Source organism: Lysinibacillus louembei, from assembly GCF_033880585.1.
GTDB lineage: Bacteria > Bacillota > Bacilli > Bacillales_A > Planococcaceae > Metasolibacillus > Metasolibacillus louembei.
Window position 1 is genome coordinate 1,460,489 of sequence record NZ_CP137624.1, and the last position, 17,730, is coordinate 1,478,218.

General features: G+C 37.3%; 16 protein-coding genes. 10 read left to right on the forward strand and 6 right to left on the reverse strand.

Annotated elements, in window-relative coordinates; genetic code table 11:
• Positions 1-2: 2 nt before the first annotated feature.
• Entirely contained in the window at positions 3-1,499 is a 1,497-nt protein-coding gene (putP, locus tag R6U77_RS07250) for a sodium/proline symporter PutP (RefSeq protein ID WP_319837974.1), read from the forward strand.
• A 148-nt stretch (positions 1,500-1,647) separates the two neighbouring features.
• Positions 1,648-2,925 carry a GTPase HflX gene (gene hflX / locus R6U77_RS07255; protein ID WP_319837975.1) on the forward strand — a complete coding sequence of 426 codons (1,278 nt, stop codon included), beginning with the start codon at positions 1,648-1,650 and terminating at the stop codon, positions 2,923-2,925.
• A gap of 56 nt (positions 2,926-2,981) precedes the next feature.
• Here the strand turns inward: hflX and R6U77_RS07260 are convergent, their stop codons facing one another.
• Together R6U77_RS07260 and R6U77_RS07265 are read right to left on the reverse strand one after the other, a co-directional pair.
• Positions 2,982-4,316, reverse strand: coding sequence for an MATE family efflux transporter (locus R6U77_RS07260; protein ID WP_319837976.1), 1,335 nt, complete (start codon positions 4,314-4,316; stop codon positions 2,982-2,984).
• Positions 4,303-4,440 (reverse strand): hypothetical protein, encoded by a 138-nt coding sequence (locus R6U77_RS07265; protein ID WP_319837977.1) that lies wholly within the window; start codon positions 4,438-4,440, stop codon positions 4,303-4,305. The genes R6U77_RS07260 and R6U77_RS07265 overlap by 14 nt, the downstream gene beginning before the upstream one ends.
• A 76-nt stretch (positions 4,441-4,516) precedes the next feature.
• On the opposite strand from R6U77_RS07265, the gene R6U77_RS07270 reads away from it, so the two are divergent.
• The 3 genes from R6U77_RS07270 (at position 4,517) to R6U77_RS07280 (ending at position 8,027) form a co-directional block, all read left to right on the forward strand.
• Positions 4,517-5,350: a MerR family transcriptional regulator gene (locus R6U77_RS07270; protein ID WP_319837978.1), complete on the forward strand. Its 834-nt coding sequence runs from the start codon at positions 4,517-4,519 to the stop codon at positions 5,348-5,350.
• 195 nt (positions 5,351-5,545) lie between these two features.
• Entirely contained in the window at positions 5,546-7,033 is a 1,488-nt protein-coding gene (locus R6U77_RS07275; RefSeq protein ID WP_319837979.1) for a peptide MFS transporter, read from the forward strand.
• 163 nt (positions 7,034-7,196) lie between these two features.
• Positions 7,197-8,027, forward strand: coding sequence for a GNAT family N-acetyltransferase (locus tag R6U77_RS07280; protein WP_319837980.1), 831 nt, complete (start codon positions 7,197-7,199; stop codon positions 8,025-8,027).
• Between the two features lie 92 nt (positions 8,028-8,119).
• Here R6U77_RS07280 and R6U77_RS07285 read toward each other — a convergent pair whose 3' ends face one another.
• From R6U77_RS07285 to R6U77_RS07300, 4 genes are all read right to left on the reverse strand, one after another.
• The gene (locus R6U77_RS07285; protein ID WP_319837981.1) at positions 8,120-9,283 is read right to left on the reverse strand and encodes a M20 metallopeptidase family protein; all 1,164 of its coding nucleotides are present in this window, start codon (positions 9,281-9,283) and stop codon (positions 8,120-8,122) included.
• Positions 9,284-9,398: 115 nt separating this feature from the next.
• The gene (locus R6U77_RS07290) at positions 9,399-10,802 is read right to left on the reverse strand and encodes a YfcC family protein (RefSeq protein ID WP_319837982.1); all 1,404 of its coding nucleotides are present in this window, start codon (positions 10,800-10,802) and stop codon (positions 9,399-9,401) included.
• A 187-nt stretch (positions 10,803-10,989) separates the two neighbouring features.
• Complete coding sequence (locus tag R6U77_RS07295; RefSeq protein WP_319837983.1) at positions 10,990-11,922, reverse strand: cation diffusion facilitator family transporter; 933 nt, start codon at positions 11,920-11,922, stop codon at positions 10,990-10,992.
• Positions 11,923-11,934: 12 nt separating this feature from the next.
• Complete coding sequence (locus tag R6U77_RS07300) at positions 11,935-12,249, reverse strand: ArsR/SmtB family transcription factor (RefSeq protein ID WP_293929360.1); 315 nt, start codon at positions 12,247-12,249, stop codon at positions 11,935-11,937.
• A 223-nt stretch (positions 12,250-12,472) separates the two neighbouring features.
• Between R6U77_RS07300 and R6U77_RS07305 the strand changes: the two genes are divergently transcribed.
• The 5 genes from R6U77_RS07305 to R6U77_RS07325 all read left to right on the forward strand — a co-directional run bounded on the left by R6U77_RS07305 (position 12,473) and on the right by R6U77_RS07325 (position 17,421).
• The gene (locus R6U77_RS07305) at positions 12,473-13,150 is read left to right on the forward strand and encodes a response regulator transcription factor (RefSeq protein WP_319837984.1); all 678 of its coding nucleotides are present in this window, start codon (positions 12,473-12,475) and stop codon (positions 13,148-13,150) included.
• Between the two features lie 366 nt (positions 13,151-13,516).
• Positions 13,517-14,575 carry a siderophore ABC transporter substrate-binding protein gene (locus R6U77_RS07310; RefSeq protein ID WP_319837985.1) on the forward strand — a complete coding sequence of 353 codons (1,059 nt, stop codon included), beginning with the start codon at positions 13,517-13,519 and terminating at the stop codon, positions 14,573-14,575.
• A 19-nt stretch (positions 14,576-14,594) separates the two neighbouring features.
• Positions 14,595-15,611 carry an ABC transporter permease gene (locus R6U77_RS07315; RefSeq protein ID WP_319837986.1) on the forward strand — a complete coding sequence of 339 codons (1,017 nt, stop codon included), beginning with the start codon at positions 14,595-14,597 and terminating at the stop codon, positions 15,609-15,611.
• Positions 15,608-16,672 carry an iron chelate uptake ABC transporter family permease subunit gene (locus R6U77_RS07320; protein ID WP_319837987.1) on the forward strand — a complete coding sequence of 355 codons (1,065 nt, stop codon included), beginning with the start codon at positions 15,608-15,610 and terminating at the stop codon, positions 16,670-16,672. Before R6U77_RS07315 ends, R6U77_RS07320 begins: the two co-directional genes overlap by 4 nt.
• Positions 16,669-17,421 carry an iron ABC transporter ATP-binding protein gene (locus R6U77_RS07325; RefSeq protein ID WP_319837988.1) on the forward strand — a complete coding sequence of 251 codons (753 nt, stop codon included), beginning with the start codon at positions 16,669-16,671 and terminating at the stop codon, positions 17,419-17,421. The genes R6U77_RS07320 and R6U77_RS07325 overlap by 4 nt, the downstream gene beginning before the upstream one ends.
• Positions 17,422-17,730: the final 309 nt, after the last annotated feature.

The following is a 17,730-nucleotide window of genomic DNA, read 5'->3' on the forward strand; positions in this document are numbered from 1 at the left end:
GTATGTCAGATCACGGATTTCAATTATTAGCAATTATTATTTACATGGTGGCGATGGTCGTAATCGGCTGGTATGCGTATAAGAGAACTTCTAACTTAAACGATTATATGCTTGGCGGACGTGGGCTAGGTCCTGCTGTAACAGCATTAAGTGCAGGGGCAGCTGATATGTCAGGCTGGCTACTAATGGGGCTACCAGGAGCGATTTATCTGTCAGGTTTAGTGGAGGCATGGATTGCCATTGGTTTAACGGTTGGTGCTTATTTAAACTGGTTGATTGTAGCACCTCGCTTACGTGTTTACACACAAGTATCAAATGACTCGATTACGATTCCAAGTTATTTGGATAACCGTCTTCGAGACAATACAAAATTAATTCGTATCGCATCTGGTATTATTATTTTAGTATTTTTCACGTTTTATGTATCATCAGGTATGGTAGCAGGTGGAAAGTTTTTCGATAGCTCTTTCGGCTATGATTATCATGTTGGATTACTGGTTGTTGTTGCAGTAACAGTAGGTTACACACTATTTGGTGGATTTTTAGCTGTAAGCTATACAGATTTTTTACAAGGCTTAATTATGTTTTTAGCGTTAGTTTCAGTGCCATTGGTAGGCGTGTTTTACACAGGTGGTATCGGTGAAACGATTGATGCCATTAAATCCGTTAACCCTGAAAACTTAAGTTTATTTGCTTCAACAGCTACAGCAGCAGGTGTCATATCTTCACTTGCATGGGGCTTCGGCTATTTCGGGCAGCCGCATATTATTGTTCGTTTTATGGCGATTAATTCGGTAAAAGAAACGAAGGAAGCACGTCGAATCGGTATTGGTTGGATGATTTTAAGCTTAGCGGGTGCGATTGGTACTGCTTTAGTAGGTGTGGCTTACTATCAGCAAAATGCAGCAACTTTAGGTGAGTTAAAGGATGCAGAGACGATATTTATCGTAATGGGGCAATTATTATTCCATCCATTTATTGCAGGAATTATGCTTGCAGCAATTTTAGCAGCGGTAATGAGTACAATTTCTTCGCAGCTGATTGTAACATCTTCAGCGCTTGTAGAGGATATTTACAAAGCTTTATTTAATAAATCAGCAACGGATAAGCACTATGTATTTATGGGACGCTTAGCGGTATTAGTTGTTTCAATTATCGCTGTTGTGCTAGCGTGGAACCCAGAAAACTCAATTTTAAAATTAGTGTCGTTCGCATGGGCAGGCTTCGGTGCGGCGTTTGGACCTGTTATTTTATTATCACTTTATTGGCGCAAGCTAACGAATATCGGCGCATTAGCGGGGATGGTGACAGGTGCTGTAATAGCATTTGTATGGGGAAGAATCCCTGCATTATCAGAGGCGCTTTATGAAATTGTACCAGGTTTCTTCGGTGCTTTAATCGTTGCGGTAGTCGTATCTCTTGCAACATATAAGAAGAACCCTCAAATCGAGGCGGAGTTTGATGAAACATTGCGCCTGATGAAAGAAGAAAGAAAATAAAAAATTGTGTTAATGATGTAAATAGTAGGTAACGGCTGTTTGAAAAGAGAAAATCTTTTCAAACAGCCACTTTTTCTTTTTGTATAACATAATAGCCGTGCATCCCTTTGTTATGTTAGGATTATGACAACTAGGAGGACGATAATTAATGAAAGAAATTGAAAGCATACAAGAGCGTGGCGTATTAGTTGGTGTGAATTTAAAAAATGATGAGCATTTTGATTACTCAATGGAGGAACTGGCGAATTTAGCAGAGGCACTCGATGTAGAAGTAATCGGGAGCGTGACGCAAAATTTAGAGCGCGTGACCCCGTCTCATTATGTAGGCACAGGGAAGATTGAAGAAATTAAAGCATTTTATGAGGAAGCAGATGCGAATATTATTATTTTTAATGATGAGCTGACACCCTCACAAATTCGCAACTTGGAGCGCGATTTAGAATGTAAAGTAATTGATCGCACAATGCTTATCCTTGATATTTTTAGCCGTCGTGCAAAGACAAAAGAAGCTCAAATGCAAGTAGAGCTAGCGCAATTACAATATATGCTACCGCGCTTAGTTGGCTTGCATGCTTCTTTATCACGTCAAGGTGGTGGTACAGGCGGCGGCTTTAAAAACCGTGGTGCAGGGGAAACAAAGCTAGAGCTTGACCGTCGAAAAATCGAGGATCAAATTGCGAAATTGCGTCGAGATTTAGAGCATGTAAAGGCACAGCGTGATACACAGCGCAAGCAACGACGAAAAAATGCAGTGCCTATTGTCTCGATTGTCGGCTATACGAATGCTGGAAAATCTACGATTATGAATCAGCTCTTAGCAAAAGTAGGGCAGCAAGAGGAGAAGCAAGTATTTGAAAAGGATATGCTGTTTGCCACGTTAGACACTTCTGTTCGTCACATTGAGCTAGAGGATCGCAAAGCATTTTTATTAACAGATACAGTTGGCTTTGTTAGTAAGCTACCTCACCATTTAGTAAAAGCATTCCGTTCAACGCTAGAAGAGGCTCGTGAAGCAGATTTGCTATTGCATGTTGTGGACGTTTCAAATGAGGAATATCGCTTTATGATGGATGTCACAAACGCTACATTAAAAGCGGTCGGTGTAGAGGATATTCCGACAATTTATGTTTATAATAAGTCAGATTTAGCGAGTGTCGAGTACCCACTTATGAGCGGAGATAATTTGTGGATTGCCGCTAAAGAAGGTGTTGGCTTAGATGAGCTTTTAACAATGATTCGCCAGCATATTTTTGCGGACTATGTGACATGTAAAATGCTCGTTCCGTATGAGGCAGGTTCAGTTGTTTCTTATTTAAATGAGCATGCATCCATTTTTAGCACAGAATATGAGGAGCAAGGAACATTGCTACAACTTGAATTGAAGGCAGCAGATTATCACAAATATGAGCAATATGTAGTAGAATAAAGAGCTTGTCTGGAAAGTATCTTTCCAGACAGCTCTTTATCCACGTTTTTAAAAGTTTATTCCTTTATTCCATATTTAGATTTCCAAATAAAGAGGGCAATCAATAAAGCAGTTAAGCCTTCTACAACAGGGAATGTCCACCAAATCGCTTGCGCACCGAAAATTTTAGGGAGCACTATAAGAACAGGAATAAACAAAACCGCACTTCGCAATAGCATAATCGTTGTAGCGAGGCGAATTTTTTCAATGGATTGGAAAAACTCTGCAAATACCATGTTAACACCAAGGAATATATAGCCTATCGCAAAATAAGCAAAGCCTTGAATAGCCATTGATTGGACTTCTGCACTTCCTTTATCACCAAAGACACCGATGAGCTGGGAAGGAAAGAGCATCGCAATAATGGCTGTAGACAAGCCAAGAATAATAGCTGTTTTCACACCAATTTTCAATAAGGCAATTAAGCGTTTCTTTAGCCCTGCACCGTGGTGATAACTAACTAAAGGCTGTAATGCCATACCGATGCCGAAAAATACTGTTAATAAGACAGCATGAATATAGTTGACCATTGCGTAGGCAGTGACACCGTCTGAGCCTAAATAACGTAAAAATGTAACATTATAAAGGATAATAATAAACGCCATAGAGGCTTCAACGATAAAGCTAGGGAAGCCGATTGTCATGATTTTTTTCATATCAATGACAGCAAAAAAATGACGGACGAATTTTAGCTCGCATTGCTTATTAAAAAAATGGAGGAACAATACAAGCATACCAAAAATCGTTGATAGTGCTGTTGCTAAAGCACAACCCTTTACCCCGTAGTCCAGTATGAAAATAAAAATATAGTTAAAAATAATATTTAATACGGACGTAGTAATAAGCCCCAGCATTGCAAGCTTTGGACTACCGTCATTGCGAATAAAAATACTCAATAAATTTTCAATCGTATAAAACAGGCCAAATAATAAAATAATATACAAGTACTGTTGCACATAAGGGTATGTTGTGTGATCAGCCCCGAAAATATAGGCAATATCCCTTAAATTGAATAGCAGCACAGCAATGATTGCCGTAACAATCCCAATCATCATCACAAAAGATAATGTAAATATTTGATGTGCACGCTTTTTATTACCTTCGCCAAGAGAGATGGAAAAGAGCGTAGCGCCACCCATTCCAATCCACAGAGAAATAGATAGTAAAACAGAAAAAATAGGAACCGCAATATTGACCCCTGCTAAAGCAGTTGCACCGACACCTCGACTGACGAAAATACCATCGACTAAAATGTTGACGGACATGAGTAGCATCCCAACCATTGCTGGGTATAGGTACGAGAAAAATAGCGGTCTTACAGGTCTTGTTTCGATTGCATTAACGGTAGTCATCAAGAATGACCTCCTTTACAATCGTTTTTTCTCCTTTAATATTTAGCTCTCCAATACGCCATTCACCATACAATTGAGCAATTGTATGGAAGTTGATGGTGGGTGAAAATAATTTTGTAAACATGTTATCAAAACCTTTCTCTATATAATCACGTATAATATATGGTATATAGTAACTATATAGTCAAGGGGGATACAGCATGTTTAATAAAAATATAAAATATTTTACAACTGGCGAGTTCGCAAAAATATGTAAGGTGAATAAGCAAACACTCATTTATTATGATCAAATTGGATTATTATCTCCTATTGTTAAAGATGATAACGGCTATCGCTATTATTCGATTGCGCAATACGATCTTTTCAGTGTAATCGAGCTCTTAAAAACACTTGGGATGTCCTTAAAAGGCATTCAAAATTATTTAGCAGAGCAGTCACCTAATGCATTTCTCACATTAATGCGTCAACAGCAGCAAATTGTTGCACAAAAAAGGAAAGAGCTCGAACTGATTGAGGGCATGATAAAAGTAAAAATCGGTTCACTTGAGGAGGCAGCGAATATTGATTTTAACGAGATAACAATTGAACGCTATCCAGAGGCTACATTTTATTTAAGTAGAAATATCGAAAATGTAACAGAGGAGCAATTTGTACAGGCAGTTGCTGATTTTATTGATGAGCTCGATCGCTCACAATTAGATACAGGACATCCAATTGGAGGAATGACGAGACGAGAGCAGGTGCTAGCTGGCAATTATACGAATTATAGCCATTTATATATGGAGCAGCCATTACCAAGGGCAGGACATCCATATTTTAAGGCAATTGCTGGAGATTGCCTCGTTGGTTATCATATTGGGACGACAGAAACATTGCCAAAAACTTATGCGCGTTTGTTTAAGGTGATGGAGGAGCAAGGGTATAAGCTAGGGCAATATGTCTATGAAGAATATATTTATGATGCAATTGTTAAAAAGCGTGAAGAGGATTATGTTACAAAAATTATGTTAGAAATTGAAAATGCAAGCGAATAAATTATTTATTTAAGTAGCATTAATAATAATTTGTTTTCAGAAAATACCGAAAATAAATTATATAATCAAATTTCTAACAAATAATATTATACTTGAAAAATAAATTCATATGCTTTAATGTAATGAAATATAGTTATTTGGCGATCACTTTATTGTCAGAAACTTTAGAAACATTAAACGGAAGAAGGCATTTGTATGTATAGTAAGGAAGAAATAGTCAAATCCGTTCCGCAAAAAGGTTTCTTTGGACATCCTAAAGGTCTGTTTACATTGTTCTTTACAGAATTTTGGGAGCGCTTTTCTTATTATGGAATGCGCGCCATTTTAATCTTTTACATGTACTATGAGTTACATGAAGGTGGACTTGGCTTAGATCGTGTAACAGCGAACTCGATTATGGCGATTTATGGATCGTTAGTTTATATGTCAGGTGTAATTGGTGGTTGGCTAGCTGACCGCGTTTGGGGAACACGTAAAGCTGTATTTTATGGTGGTATTTTAATTATGCTTGGGCATATTGTTTTATCGTTCCCAGGTGCTTTAACTTCATTATTCATTTCGATGTTCTTTATCGTTATGGGGACAGGATTATTAAAGCCAAACGTATCAGCGGTTGTTGGTGATATGTATGCACCAAACGATAGCCGTCGCGATGCAGGCTTCAGCATTTTCGTTATGGGTATCAACATGGGTGCCTTTATTGCACCATTAATTGTTGGTGCTGTCTCTAAAAAATTGAATTTCCATTATGGCTTTGCGATTGCAGCTATTGGGATGCTGCTTGGCTTAATCATCTTCTGGTTTACTGCTAAGAAAAATTTAGGCTTAGCTGGTAGTGCACCAACAAACCCAATGGACAAAAATGATAAGAAAAAAGCAGCACGCAACTTTGTTATTGGAATTATCGCAATTATTGCACTTGGATATGTTGCCTATGCAACAGATAATTTAACTGTAAAAGCATTTAGTTTATTAATTACAACATTAGGTATTTTATTACCAACTATATTCTTTATTGTCATGTATCGCAGTCCAAAAACAACAGCGGATGAAAAGTCACGTCTGTTAGCATATATTCCATTATTTATTGCAGCAGTTATGTTCTGGGCAATTCAAGAGCAAGGTGCAACAATATTAGCAACATATGCGGATACACGTACAAACCTAATGGTCGGTAGCTTTGAAATTCCAGCAGCATGGTTCCAATCATTAAACCCATTATTTATCATTGCACTAGCACCACTGTTTGCATTGTTATGGGTGAAATGGGGAGATAAAGGACCATCAACACCAGTGAAATTTGTGTTTGCATTATTTTTCGCAGGTCTTTCGTTCATCGTTATGGTCATTCCATCACTTTTATCTGGTGGCGAAGCATTAATTAGCCCTTGGTGGTTAGTATTATCATTCTTCCTAGTAGTAATAGGGGAGTTGTTATTATCACCTGTTGGACTATCTGCAACAACGAAGCTAGCACCAGCGGCATTTGCAGCGCAAACAATGTCACTATGGTTTTTAGCAAGTGCTGCGGCACAAGCGGTAAATGCACAGCTTGTTCAAGTCTATGAGGTTGTGAACGACATTACTTACTTCGGTATGATTGGCGGCGCATCCATCGTTTTAGGTTTAATTTTATTAGTATGTACACCACTTATTTCGAAGGCGATGCGTGGTGTAAAATAATTTGATAAAGCTACCATATAAATGTTTCGATTTATATGGTAGCTTTTTGTTATCTAACCCTAAAGTAAAATCTTTTTATTTTTATTGTTCTGTATATTCTGTTAAAAGATGATTTTCTACTATATAATAGAAGCAGAGCTATATCAAAGGAGGCTGTAAAGGTATGTTAGAATCTGTACAAATTAAGCAAGTAGAGGCCTTAGAGGAATTGGAGCAAATTCGTCAATTAGAGCAGGCTATTTGTGGAGAAGCGACACCGATTTATCAGCTTACTGCATATATGCAAAATGGAGGGTTTATCCTAGGGGCATATATAGAAGAACAGCTAATAGGCTTTAATTATAGCTATGCAGGCTTTGCGGATGAGGAGTATTACTTATATTCGCATTTAACAGCTGTAGCACGAGACTACAGAGAGCAAGGCGTGGCAGAGCTGTTAAAGCTTTATCAAAAGGATATAGCTAGAGCATATGGCTATAAAAAGTGCAAATGGATTATTGATCCGCTCGAAGCAGTTCATGGGCAAGGTAGCTTTACAAAATTGCGTGGCTACACATCGACTTATAAAAAAGACGTTCATGGTCCATTGCAGGAAAGCTATAATAGCAAAATTCCATCGGACCGCTTAGTTGTTGAGCGTCTATTAAATGATGATGATATTGCACGCTGGGATGCACAAATTGAGGAGTTATTGGAGGGAGCGCAGGAGCTTGTCGAGTGGTCTTATACAGTGGATGGCTTACCGATGTTAAATAAGCAAGCACCGTTTGATGCAACGCTAAATTATTATAGCGATGCTTATTTAGTGCCAATTCCTCAATATTTTTCAAAAATAAAAATAGAAAACCTAGCATTGGCAGAGGATTGGCGCTATAAAACGCGCACGATTTTCGAGACGCTGTTCAAGCAAGGCTATGCGATTGTACATTTAGTAAAAGGGCAGGAGCCGATGCATTTTTATTTATTTGTGAAAAAGAGCTTGTTTGCTTTATAAAATAAGAAAGAGGGCTGGAGTAGCACGATAGATGGTTATCTTCTTAAAATAAAGAAATGTTAGGCCGATAAAATCGACCTAACATTTTTTCTTTATGGACATAAGGTACGTGCAATATTTTCGAAGTAGCGGGCTCCGTAAATCAGCGCTTCTTCATCTAGCTTAAAGCGAGGGTGATGGAGTGGGAATACTTCACCAAAGCTTGGGTTATGCACCCCGATAAATTGCATAGAAGATGGAACAGCTTCAGAGAAGTCCGCAAAGTCTTCTGTGCCAAACATCGGGGCAGGTAGCTCGATGACACCTTTTTCGCCAACAATATCACCTGCAATTTGACGAGATAATTCAGTTAGCTTTGCATCATTTGTAACAGATGGGCAGCCTAACTCCCATGAAATTTCTGCACGTGCACCGTGCATTGTTGCAATACTTGTAACAATTGTTTCTAAATGTTGACGAGCGTCCACACGCACTTTAGCATCTAATGAGCGAATCGTGCCACCTAGCTCTGCTGTATCTGCGATAATATTTAATGCTGTTCCGCAATGGAATTTAGCAACTGTTAAAACAGGGGCTGAAAGGATTGGCATTTTGCGCGATACGATGGTTTGTAAAGCCATCACGATTTCTGATCCAATCACTAAAGGGTCGACAGCCACTTCTGGCATGGATGCGTGGCTACCTCTGCCGAAAATTTTAATTTCAAAATCATCTGCTGCCGATGTTAATTTTCCATCCTTCATTGCAAATTGACCTGCTTCATAGTCTGGATTTACATGCAAAGCGAAGGCATAATCAACACCTTCTGTAATCCCTAATGCAACTAGCTCGGCTGCACCGCCAGGCGTTACCTCCTCTGCATGCTGGAAAACAAAACGAATCTCTCCATTAAAGTCTGTACCACGTTCAGCTAAAGCCTTTGCTGCCCCTAATAGCATAGCTGGATGTGCGTCATGCCCACAAGCGTGCATAACACCTGGATTTTGCGATTTAAACGGTACATCCGCTTCCTCTTGAATTGGTAATGCATCAATGTCTGCACGTAGCAAAATCGTATGCCCAGTGCCTTCTGTTTTTGTTCCTTTTAAAAAAGCACAAACGCTCGTTTTTGTCATACGCTTCACTTCTAAATTAGGGAATGTTATCAATTGATCGTATATATACTGCGATGTTTGGTACTCTTGATGTGATAGCTCTGGATGGCTATGTAAATGCCTTCTCCATGCAATGACTTGCTGTTTTAAATCCGCTGACAAAATAATTCCTCCTTTTATTATCAATTATGCCGAGGTTTTAACTTCTTGCCACAAGCGTTTGTACACCTACTGAAAAGCAACCTAAATTGAGGTGGGCTACTTCTACTGAAAGAAGTTAAAATGGGCCATAGTTCATCGCATGAGCGATAATTAATAAAACAATCGCTAAAGCTGTTTGGATAAGGAAATAAGGGAATACCCATTTTACCCATTTAGCAAACGGAATACCTGCAATTGCAAGCCCGGCTAATAATACACCGCTTGTTGGGATGACCATGTTTGAAATCCCATCACCAAATTGGAAGGCTAACACTGCTGTTTGTCGTGATACCCCAATTAAATCGGCTAAAGGTGTCATAATTGGCATTGTTAAAGCAGCTTGTCCACTACCAGATGGTACTAAGAAGTTCAAGCATAGCTGCAATAGGAACATCCCAATTGCATTAATTGAAGCTGGTAGCGAGCTAACGATACCTGCTACATAATAAAGAATTGTATCAATTAAACCACCTGTTGTTGTGATCACTAATATTGCTTGAGCGAAACCAATAATTAATGCGCCTTCAACCATTTCACGAGCACCGCCAATGAAGCCATCTGCCATATCATTAAGGCGCATACCACAAATAAGGCTCATAATAATACTGCTTAAAAGGAAGATTCCTCCTATTTCACTAATATACCATTGGAATTTAATAACCCCTACAACTAAAGCAATGAAATTCAGTAATAAGACAATCAATGCTAATAAATGGCGCGTGCTCATTTTGAAGCTAAGGTCGATTTTTACTGTCTCTTCTCGCTTGAATTTTCCGTAGATACCTAACTCAGGATTCTTTTTCACCTTTTTCGCATGACGATAAATATAAGCGACCGTTAAAATGTAAAATACGATAAATACAATGATGCGGTAGCCCATACCTGAATACATAGGTAATTCAGCAATTGTTTGCGCCACCCCAATATTGAAGGGGTTAGTAATTCCGGATGTAAAGCCTGTTGCTAATGTGCCAAGCATCACAATCGCAAAACCTGTCAGTGCATCCATGCCGAGCGCCATTGTTAAGGGAATGATAATCGCAATGTAAACAAGCGTATCCTCCGCAGAACCAATTAGCGAGCCTAAACAAGCAAAGATAAAAACAAAAATAGGAATGAGTATGTATTCCTGTTTACCGAATTTAGCGGCAGTGACTTTAATAAACGAATCAATCGCCCCTGTTTTTTGCATAATGCCTAACGCACCGCCAAATAAAAATACGAATAAAATAATGGAAGCCCCTTCAAGCATACCTAAATGTACGCTATTGAACATTTCCAAAAAGCCAACAGGGCTTGATTCAACAAACTGGAATGACTCAGGGTCTACGACTGTACGTCCGTTATTGTCGACCCTTTCATATTTACCAGCAGGAACAATATACGTTAAAATCGTCATAATGATAATAATAATGAACATTAATACAAACGCATTGAGCCCCTTAGGCTTTTGGTCTTCTGTAGATTGTGGATGATTCATATTATCGCCTCCCTATATTTTCCGATAAGCGGAAATGATTTTCGTACAACAGAAATTATAGTTTTAAGTATAGAAAGTTCTTTTGCTTTAGTCAATTAAATTTTCAGATTATTCTATGAACTGTTGTTGGAGAGAAAGAAAAAGTAGATGTACGCTAAAAAATTAACGATACATCTACTTAATTGAATTAATGATGATGCTCAGGAGCTGCTTCTAGTGTGCAAAGAATTGCCTCATCGTGATGATGATTTGCTGGCTCCATTTGCAATGCAATATGATGAATCCCTTTATGCTGTAGCAAATGCTCAATCGAATGTGTGATTTTATTGCTTTCAGCAACTGTTAGCTGTTCATCAACTACGATATGACAGGAGAAGGCATGAAAGCCACTTGTGATTGTCCAAGCATGGACATCGTGAATGCCTTTAACACCTTCTACTTTTGCTATTGCTTGAACGACTTGATTAATATCAACATCTGCTGGTGTGCCCTCCATTAAAATATGAATCGCCTTTTTGGCTACGAAATAGCCGCTACGTAACACAAGAATAGCTACAATAACACTTGCTAACGGGTCAGCCCAGCCCCAACCAAAAAACATGATGAACAATGCAGCAATAATTGCACCAACTGAGCCGAGCATATCGCTTATTACATGTAAAAAAGCGCCTCGCATATTTAAATTTTCCTCTGTATCAGCACCTCTCATCATAATCCATGCGACTAAAATATTTACAGCAAGTCCAATGGAGCTAATAATAAGCATACCTACTGTGGCTACCTCTGGTGGATTAACAAAACGCTCAATTGCTTCATAAAAAATAATTAAGGCAATCGCAACTAATGTAACACCGTTAAATAATGCTGCTAAAACTTCAAAGCGTTTATAGCCGAATGTTTTATTATACGTAACGGCTTTTTCACCCAATTTAAAAGCAATCAAGGCAATAGCTAATGAAATTGAGTCACTGAACATATGTCCAGCATCAGACAGTAAGGCGAGACTTTTTGTCAGGACGCCCCCAACTGCTTCAACGAGCATATATGTCGTAATAATTAAAAAGGAAATGAGCAATATTTTTTTGTTATTTGTGTGTGCATGGCTGTGTTCATGTCCCATCTGTCATTCCTCCTAATGTGCAGCATGCTCAATTGCTTGCTGTAGTAAGTTCATAATATGGTCATCGTCCTTTGTGTAGTAAAGTGTTGTGCCTTCACGTCGGAACTTTACTAATCGCAGGTTTTTTAAAAAGCGTAGCTGATGAGATACTGTCGATTGGCTTAAATCCAACGTTTCAGCGATATGGTTGACAGAATGTTCACCGCAGCAAAGTAAATTTAAAATGCGTATCCTTGTTGGATCACTTAATGCTTTAAATGTTTGAGATACAACGAATAAAGTTTCCTCGTCTAAATGATTTATTTGTTGATGATCGTTATTTTGCATGTATGTGCGCCCCCTATATTAATATATGAACATTTGCTCATATATTAATATACATATTTTACGTATTTGTGTCAATTTAAATAATTGACCTTTTCATAGGATTTTCATATATATTAGAATTATATTTACTTAGTAGGCTGATTATCTAAATCGATTTAACATGATAATAGTCTATTAGCAATTTAAACTTTATAAATCCAATATTTTTAGAGGTGAATCATAGTTGAAGCAAGTGTTGGTAATTAAAAATGAACGGTCTTTAACAAAGAAAATCGTAAGTGGTCTAAAGCAAGAAGGCCATTTCAATTTAACGCTTCATAATGAAAATAAAGGTTTAAATATAGTATATGAGCAAGATTGGGATATTATAGTACTGGATTGGGATTTATTAAGTATATCTGGAATAGAAATTTGCAGACAAATAAGGGCTGTTAAAACGACGCCAATTATTATTGTGACAAACAATATATCTAGCCAAGATTGCATAGCAGGATTACAAGCAGGAGCAGATGATTATATAAGAAAACCATTTGTGAAAGAAGAATTGGTAGCAAGAATAAAAGTTGTTTTAAGAAGATGGGAAGGGAGCCAGTCAGGCGAGCCTGATTTTTTCCGTTTTAAAGAGCTACTGGTTGATACATCGCGCAATATTGTAACAAAAGATGGCGAAACCCTCCCACTTACTAGGCGGGAGTATGACCTACTTGTATTTTTAATTAAGAATAAAAATAAAATATTGAGCCGTGAAATGCTATTGAACCAGGTTTGGGGATATGATGTTGCAGTAAATCCTAATGTAGTAGATTTATATATTGGTTATTTAAGAAAAAAGCTAAAGGGCGAGAAGAAAGACCAATATATTCAAACAATACATGGCAGAGGCTATTCAATGATTGAGTAGTAAAATCAGATAATAGACAAAGGCCACATTAAACATAATCGAAAAACATGAGTAAAACAGTTTTAACTTGTTTTGCTCATGTTTTTTTATTAAATGTGACAATCAAACTAAGGGTATTGAAGAATAAAAAATTGTAAGTTATGTGTTATTTTTTGCGTTTTATCTACAAGATGATAAAAAAAGTAAATTTAATTAATTAATTCACATCTTTCACAAGATTTTCACAGAATTAATGTCTATACTAATCAACAGAACGTTCAAATGAAAATGATTATCAATATCGAATAGATGGATAACAACAACTATCCAATGTAATCGATGGGCTACATCATTTTCGAAATAAACTAAATTTTAAGGAGTATATGTATGAAAAAATCAATGTTATTAAAGCTAGTTAGTATTCTAGCAGTTTTGACTTTGCTATTAGTCGCTTGCTCAGATTCAAGTAAGGACAGTAATGGAGCTAAGGAGACTGAAGAAACAAATCAAGAATCAAATTCTACTGGAGCAGATGAGACTGAAGAGGCTACTGAACCTACGACAGTAGAAATTACTGATATTCATGGAACTGTTACTGTTCCTGTAAATCCAAAGAATGTAGTTGCTTTAGATAATAGAACTTTTGAAACTTTACAAGATTGGGGAATTGAATTAGTAGCTGTGCCAAAGGATGTAATGCCTGCGGATTTATCATATGTAAAAGATGAGTCAGTTCAAAATATCGGGAACCACCGTGAACCAAATCTTGAAATTTTAGCAGCGGCAAATCCTGAGCTTGTAATTGTAGGTCAACGATTTGCAGACTACTATGAAGATATCAAAAAATTAGTACCAAATGCTACAGTGATTGACCTTAGCTTTGATGTTTCTGGTGAAACTGGCGCACCTGGAGAAAGCTTTGTAAATGGATTTAAGGATACTACAATTGCTTTAGGTCAAGTTTTTGATAAAAATGACGAAGCTAAACAATTAGTAGCTGATTTTGATAAAGCTATCGAAGATGCTAAGTCTGCATATAACGGAACGGATACAGTGATGAGTGTCATCGTTTCTGGTGGAAATATCGGTTTTGCAGCTCCTCATTCTGGACGTGTTTGGGGACCAATGTATGAAATTTTTGGATGGACTCCAGCATTAGAAGTTACTGAGTCTACATCAGATCACCAAGGTGATGAAGTTTCTGTTGAAGCGATTGCACAAAGCAATCCTGATTGGCTGTTCGTTTTAGATCGTGATGCTGCAATAGCTGGCGAAGAGGAATTAGTACCTGCTCAGGATGTTATTAGTAACTCACCAGCTCTTCAAAACACAACAGCTGTTTCTAAAGAACAAATTGTTTATGCACCAGCGGATACTTACACAAATGAATCTATTCAAACTTATATAGAGCTATTTGAAAACCTTGCAAATACTTTAGCTAAGTAATGTAAAGGAGTATACAATAGTGCCAAAAAATATAACTTCTAGGGTTGAGAATCTTTCTCAACCCCAGTTTTATAACCACAATAAGATATGGACCAAGTCTTTTATAGTAACGATTATAGTTGTTGTAATTTTAGGCATTATTTCACTGTTCACTGGGGTTTACGATATACGTGGACAAGAGGATGGCACGGAGATGTTTTTCATTACTCGTGTTCCAAGAACGGTGGCATTAATGCTTACTGGGGCAGCAATGGCAATGGCAGGACTCGTCATGCAATTGCTTACACAAAATCGCTTTGTGGAACCTACCACAACAGGAACAATTGAATGGGCAGGTTTAGGGCTTCTTCTTGTTTATTTATTAGTTCCAGCTCCAACTTTAGTTATGAGAATGACAGGGGCAATCATTTTTTCTTTTATAGGAACAATGATTTTCTTTTTATTTTTAAGAAGAGTGAAGCTACGTTCTTCTTTAATTGTCCCGATTATTGGATTGATGCTTGGTGCAGTCATTTCAGCAGTCTCCACCTTTATTGGACTTCTTTTTCAAATGACACAAAGCATTGAAAATTGGTTCGTCGGTTCTTTTGCGGCCGTACAAGTTGGGCGATATGAATATTTATGGATAATTGTTATTGTTACTTTGTTTATTTTTATTTATGCGAATCGATTGACATTAGCAGGACTAGGTGAAGATGTTGCGACAAGCCTTGGCGCTAATTATAATAGAATCGTTTTTGTAGGTACAGGTCTTATTTCTTTAGCAGTTGGAATTGTTGCAGCAGTTATTGGAAACCTACCTTTTTTAGGTTTAATTGTCCCAAATATTGTTTCCATGTTTAGAGGAGATGACCTTAGAAGTAATTTGCCTTGGGTATGTCTGATAGGAATGGGTACTATCACTACTTGTGATATCATTTCTCGAACAATTATTATGCCTTTTGAAGTGCCTGTTTCTTTAATACTTGGAACAGTAGGGGCAGTTGTATTTATTACTATTTTATTGAGACAAAGAAAACCAAGGAGGCTAAGATGAGCACATTGGAATATAGAAATAAAGAAAATGTCGAAATTGATTCTAGCCTCCATCATAAAAGTAGGTCAGCGAGGGCTTTTCGTTCTAAGAAAGAAGAAAGACGTTATTGGATTTTACTGATAACATTTATTGCTTGCGGTCTACTTGCTTCATATGGGCTTTTAGTTTATAACAATCCAGTTCCAATCGATTCACCTTCTTTTATCCCAGTTGTGATAAGAAGGATTGTAGCGATTGTTGCAATGATTATTGCTGCGATTTGTCATAGCTTGTCAACTGTTGCTTTCCAATCGATTACAAATAACAAAATTATTACGCCTTCACTTTTAGGCTTTGAATCACTTTACTCAACAATACATACGAGTACCATATTTTTCTTTGGTGCTAGTGCATTAATCAATTTTAGTGGGATTAGTTCATTTATTTTTCAAGTTATCCTAATGGTCTTGATGAGTTTAATCCTTTACGGATGGCTTCTTTCCGGGAAATATGGTAATTTACAACTTATGCTTTTGGTCGGCATTATTATTGGAACTGGGCTGAATTCTGTGTCAACTTTTATGAGAAGATTGCTTGCTCCTTCTGAGTTTGATATTTTACAGGCAAAATTGTTTGGTTCTGTCAATCATGCAGATGCGGCATATTTCCCGATTGTCATTCCGATGGTAATCATTATTGGGTTATTACTGATTGCTCATTCTAAAAACTTAAATGTATTGTCACTTGGGAAGGATGTTTCTACTTCTTTTGGCGTTAGACATCAATCTAGTGTAATTTATACGCTAATATTAGTTGCAATTTTGATGTCCATTTCAACCGCTTTGATTGGACCACTTACCTTCTACGGATTTTTAGTAGCAACTTTGAGTTATCAAGCAGCACCAACGTATGATCATCGATATATTTTTCCAATGGCTTTTGCTATAGGATTTTTGATTATAACAAGCGCATACTTTTTGATGTATCATGTATTTAATGCACAAGGTGTGGTTTCAGTTATTATTGAACTATTTGGTGGCGTCATCTTTTTAATTGTGATTTTAAGGAAGAGGGCTTTATGATAAAAATTGATAATGTGAAAAAGTCATATACGGATAAAGTAGAAATAGGACCTTTGAATATTGAAATACCAAAAGCAGGTTTTACTTCTTTAATTGGGCCAAATGGTGCCGGAAAGTCTACGACACTATTGATGATTGGCAGACTCTTGGATATGGAAGAAGGACAAATTCAGGTAGCGAATATGAATGTGTCAGATTCCAAATCAAAAGACTTAGCAAAAATCTTGACGATATTGCGACAAGAAAATCATTTCGTCACTCGATTGACGATTAGACAGCTCGTTGGGTTTGGGCGTTTTCCCTATTCGAAGGGAAGGTTAACGAAAGAGGATGAGATGATTATCTCTAAATATATCGATTTTTTAGACTTGACGGATTTAGAAAATAGATATTTAGATGAGCTTTCTGGTGGTCAAAGGCAACGGGCATATGTGGCAATGGTTTTATGTCAAGAAACAGAATATGTACTTTTGGATGAACCACTAAACAATCTGGATGTTGCTCGTTCTGTTCAAATGATGGAACACTTGAGACGAGCAGCGAATGAATTTGGACGAACGATTCTGACTGTTATGCATGATATAAATTTTGCAGCCAAATACTCTGATAGAATTTGTGCGATGAAGGATGGACAAATTGCTGCCTTCGGAACAGTTGAAGAAGTGATGAAGCCAGATATTTTAACAGATATTTTTGAAACGAAAATTGAAATTATTGAAGGGCCTTATGGGCCAATCGCTGTTTATTAGCTTAAAATATGACAAAATTTAGACAGATATACTCTTTCGGTAAATGGCTGTGTTCACACTTTCATTTGCGCTGAAAAGAGGGTTTCTGTCTTTTTGCTTTCTGTCAAAAATCTTGTTAGTTATATAATAGATCTAATTAATTTAAGAATAATTCTCAATTAGCTGTTGACTGCTGAGAAAAAGGTGCTTATAATGGGGACTGTTGATAGTGATAATTGTTCTCAACATACTGTTGTCACTAGTTTAAATGTAATGGTGTTAGATTTCTTCTTGTAAAATGAGAGATTTGCATTTGTTACGACGAGCTTT

Coding starts and splice junctions, on each gene's coding strand:
- R6U77_RS07300 (WP_293929360.1), bottom strand. CDS start 12,249: ATGCAAAATAACGATCATCAACAAATAAATCATTTAGACGAGGAAACT.
- R6U77_RS07275 (WP_319837979.1), top strand. CDS start 5,546: ATGTATAGTAAGGAAGAAATAGTCAAATCCGTTCCGCAAAAAGGTTTC.
- hflX (WP_319837975.1), top strand. CDS start 1,648: ATGAAAGAAATTGAAAGCATACAAGAGCGTGGCGTATTAGTTGGTGTG.
- R6U77_RS07320 (WP_319837987.1), top strand. CDS start 15,608: ATGAGCACATTGGAATATAGAAATAAAGAAAATGTCGAAATTGATTCT.
- R6U77_RS07290 (WP_319837982.1), bottom strand. CDS start 10,802: ATGAATCATCCACAATCTACAGAAGACCAAAAGCCTAAGGGGCTCAAT.
- putP (WP_319837974.1), top strand. CDS start 3: ATGTCAGATCACGGATTTCAATTATTAGCAATTATTATTTACATGGTG.
- R6U77_RS07310 (WP_319837985.1), top strand. CDS start 13,517: ATGAAAAAATCAATGTTATTAAAGCTAGTTAGTATTCTAGCAGTTTTG.
- R6U77_RS07295 (WP_319837983.1), bottom strand. CDS start 11,922: ATGGGACATGAACACAGCCATGCACACACAAATAACAAAAAAATATTG.
- R6U77_RS07265 (WP_319837977.1), bottom strand. CDS start 4,440: ATGTTTACAAAATTATTTTCACCCACCATCAACTTCCATACAATTGCT.
- R6U77_RS07270 (WP_319837978.1), top strand. CDS start 4,517: ATGTTTAATAAAAATATAAAATATTTTACAACTGGCGAGTTCGCAAAA.
- R6U77_RS07260 (WP_319837976.1), bottom strand. CDS start 4,316: ATGACTACCGTTAATGCAATCGAAACAAGACCTGTAAGACCGCTATTT.
- R6U77_RS07280 (WP_319837980.1), top strand. CDS start 7,197: ATGTTAGAATCTGTACAAATTAAGCAAGTAGAGGCCTTAGAGGAATTG.
- R6U77_RS07325 (WP_319837988.1), top strand. CDS start 16,669: ATGATAAAAATTGATAATGTGAAAAAGTCATATACGGATAAAGTAGAA.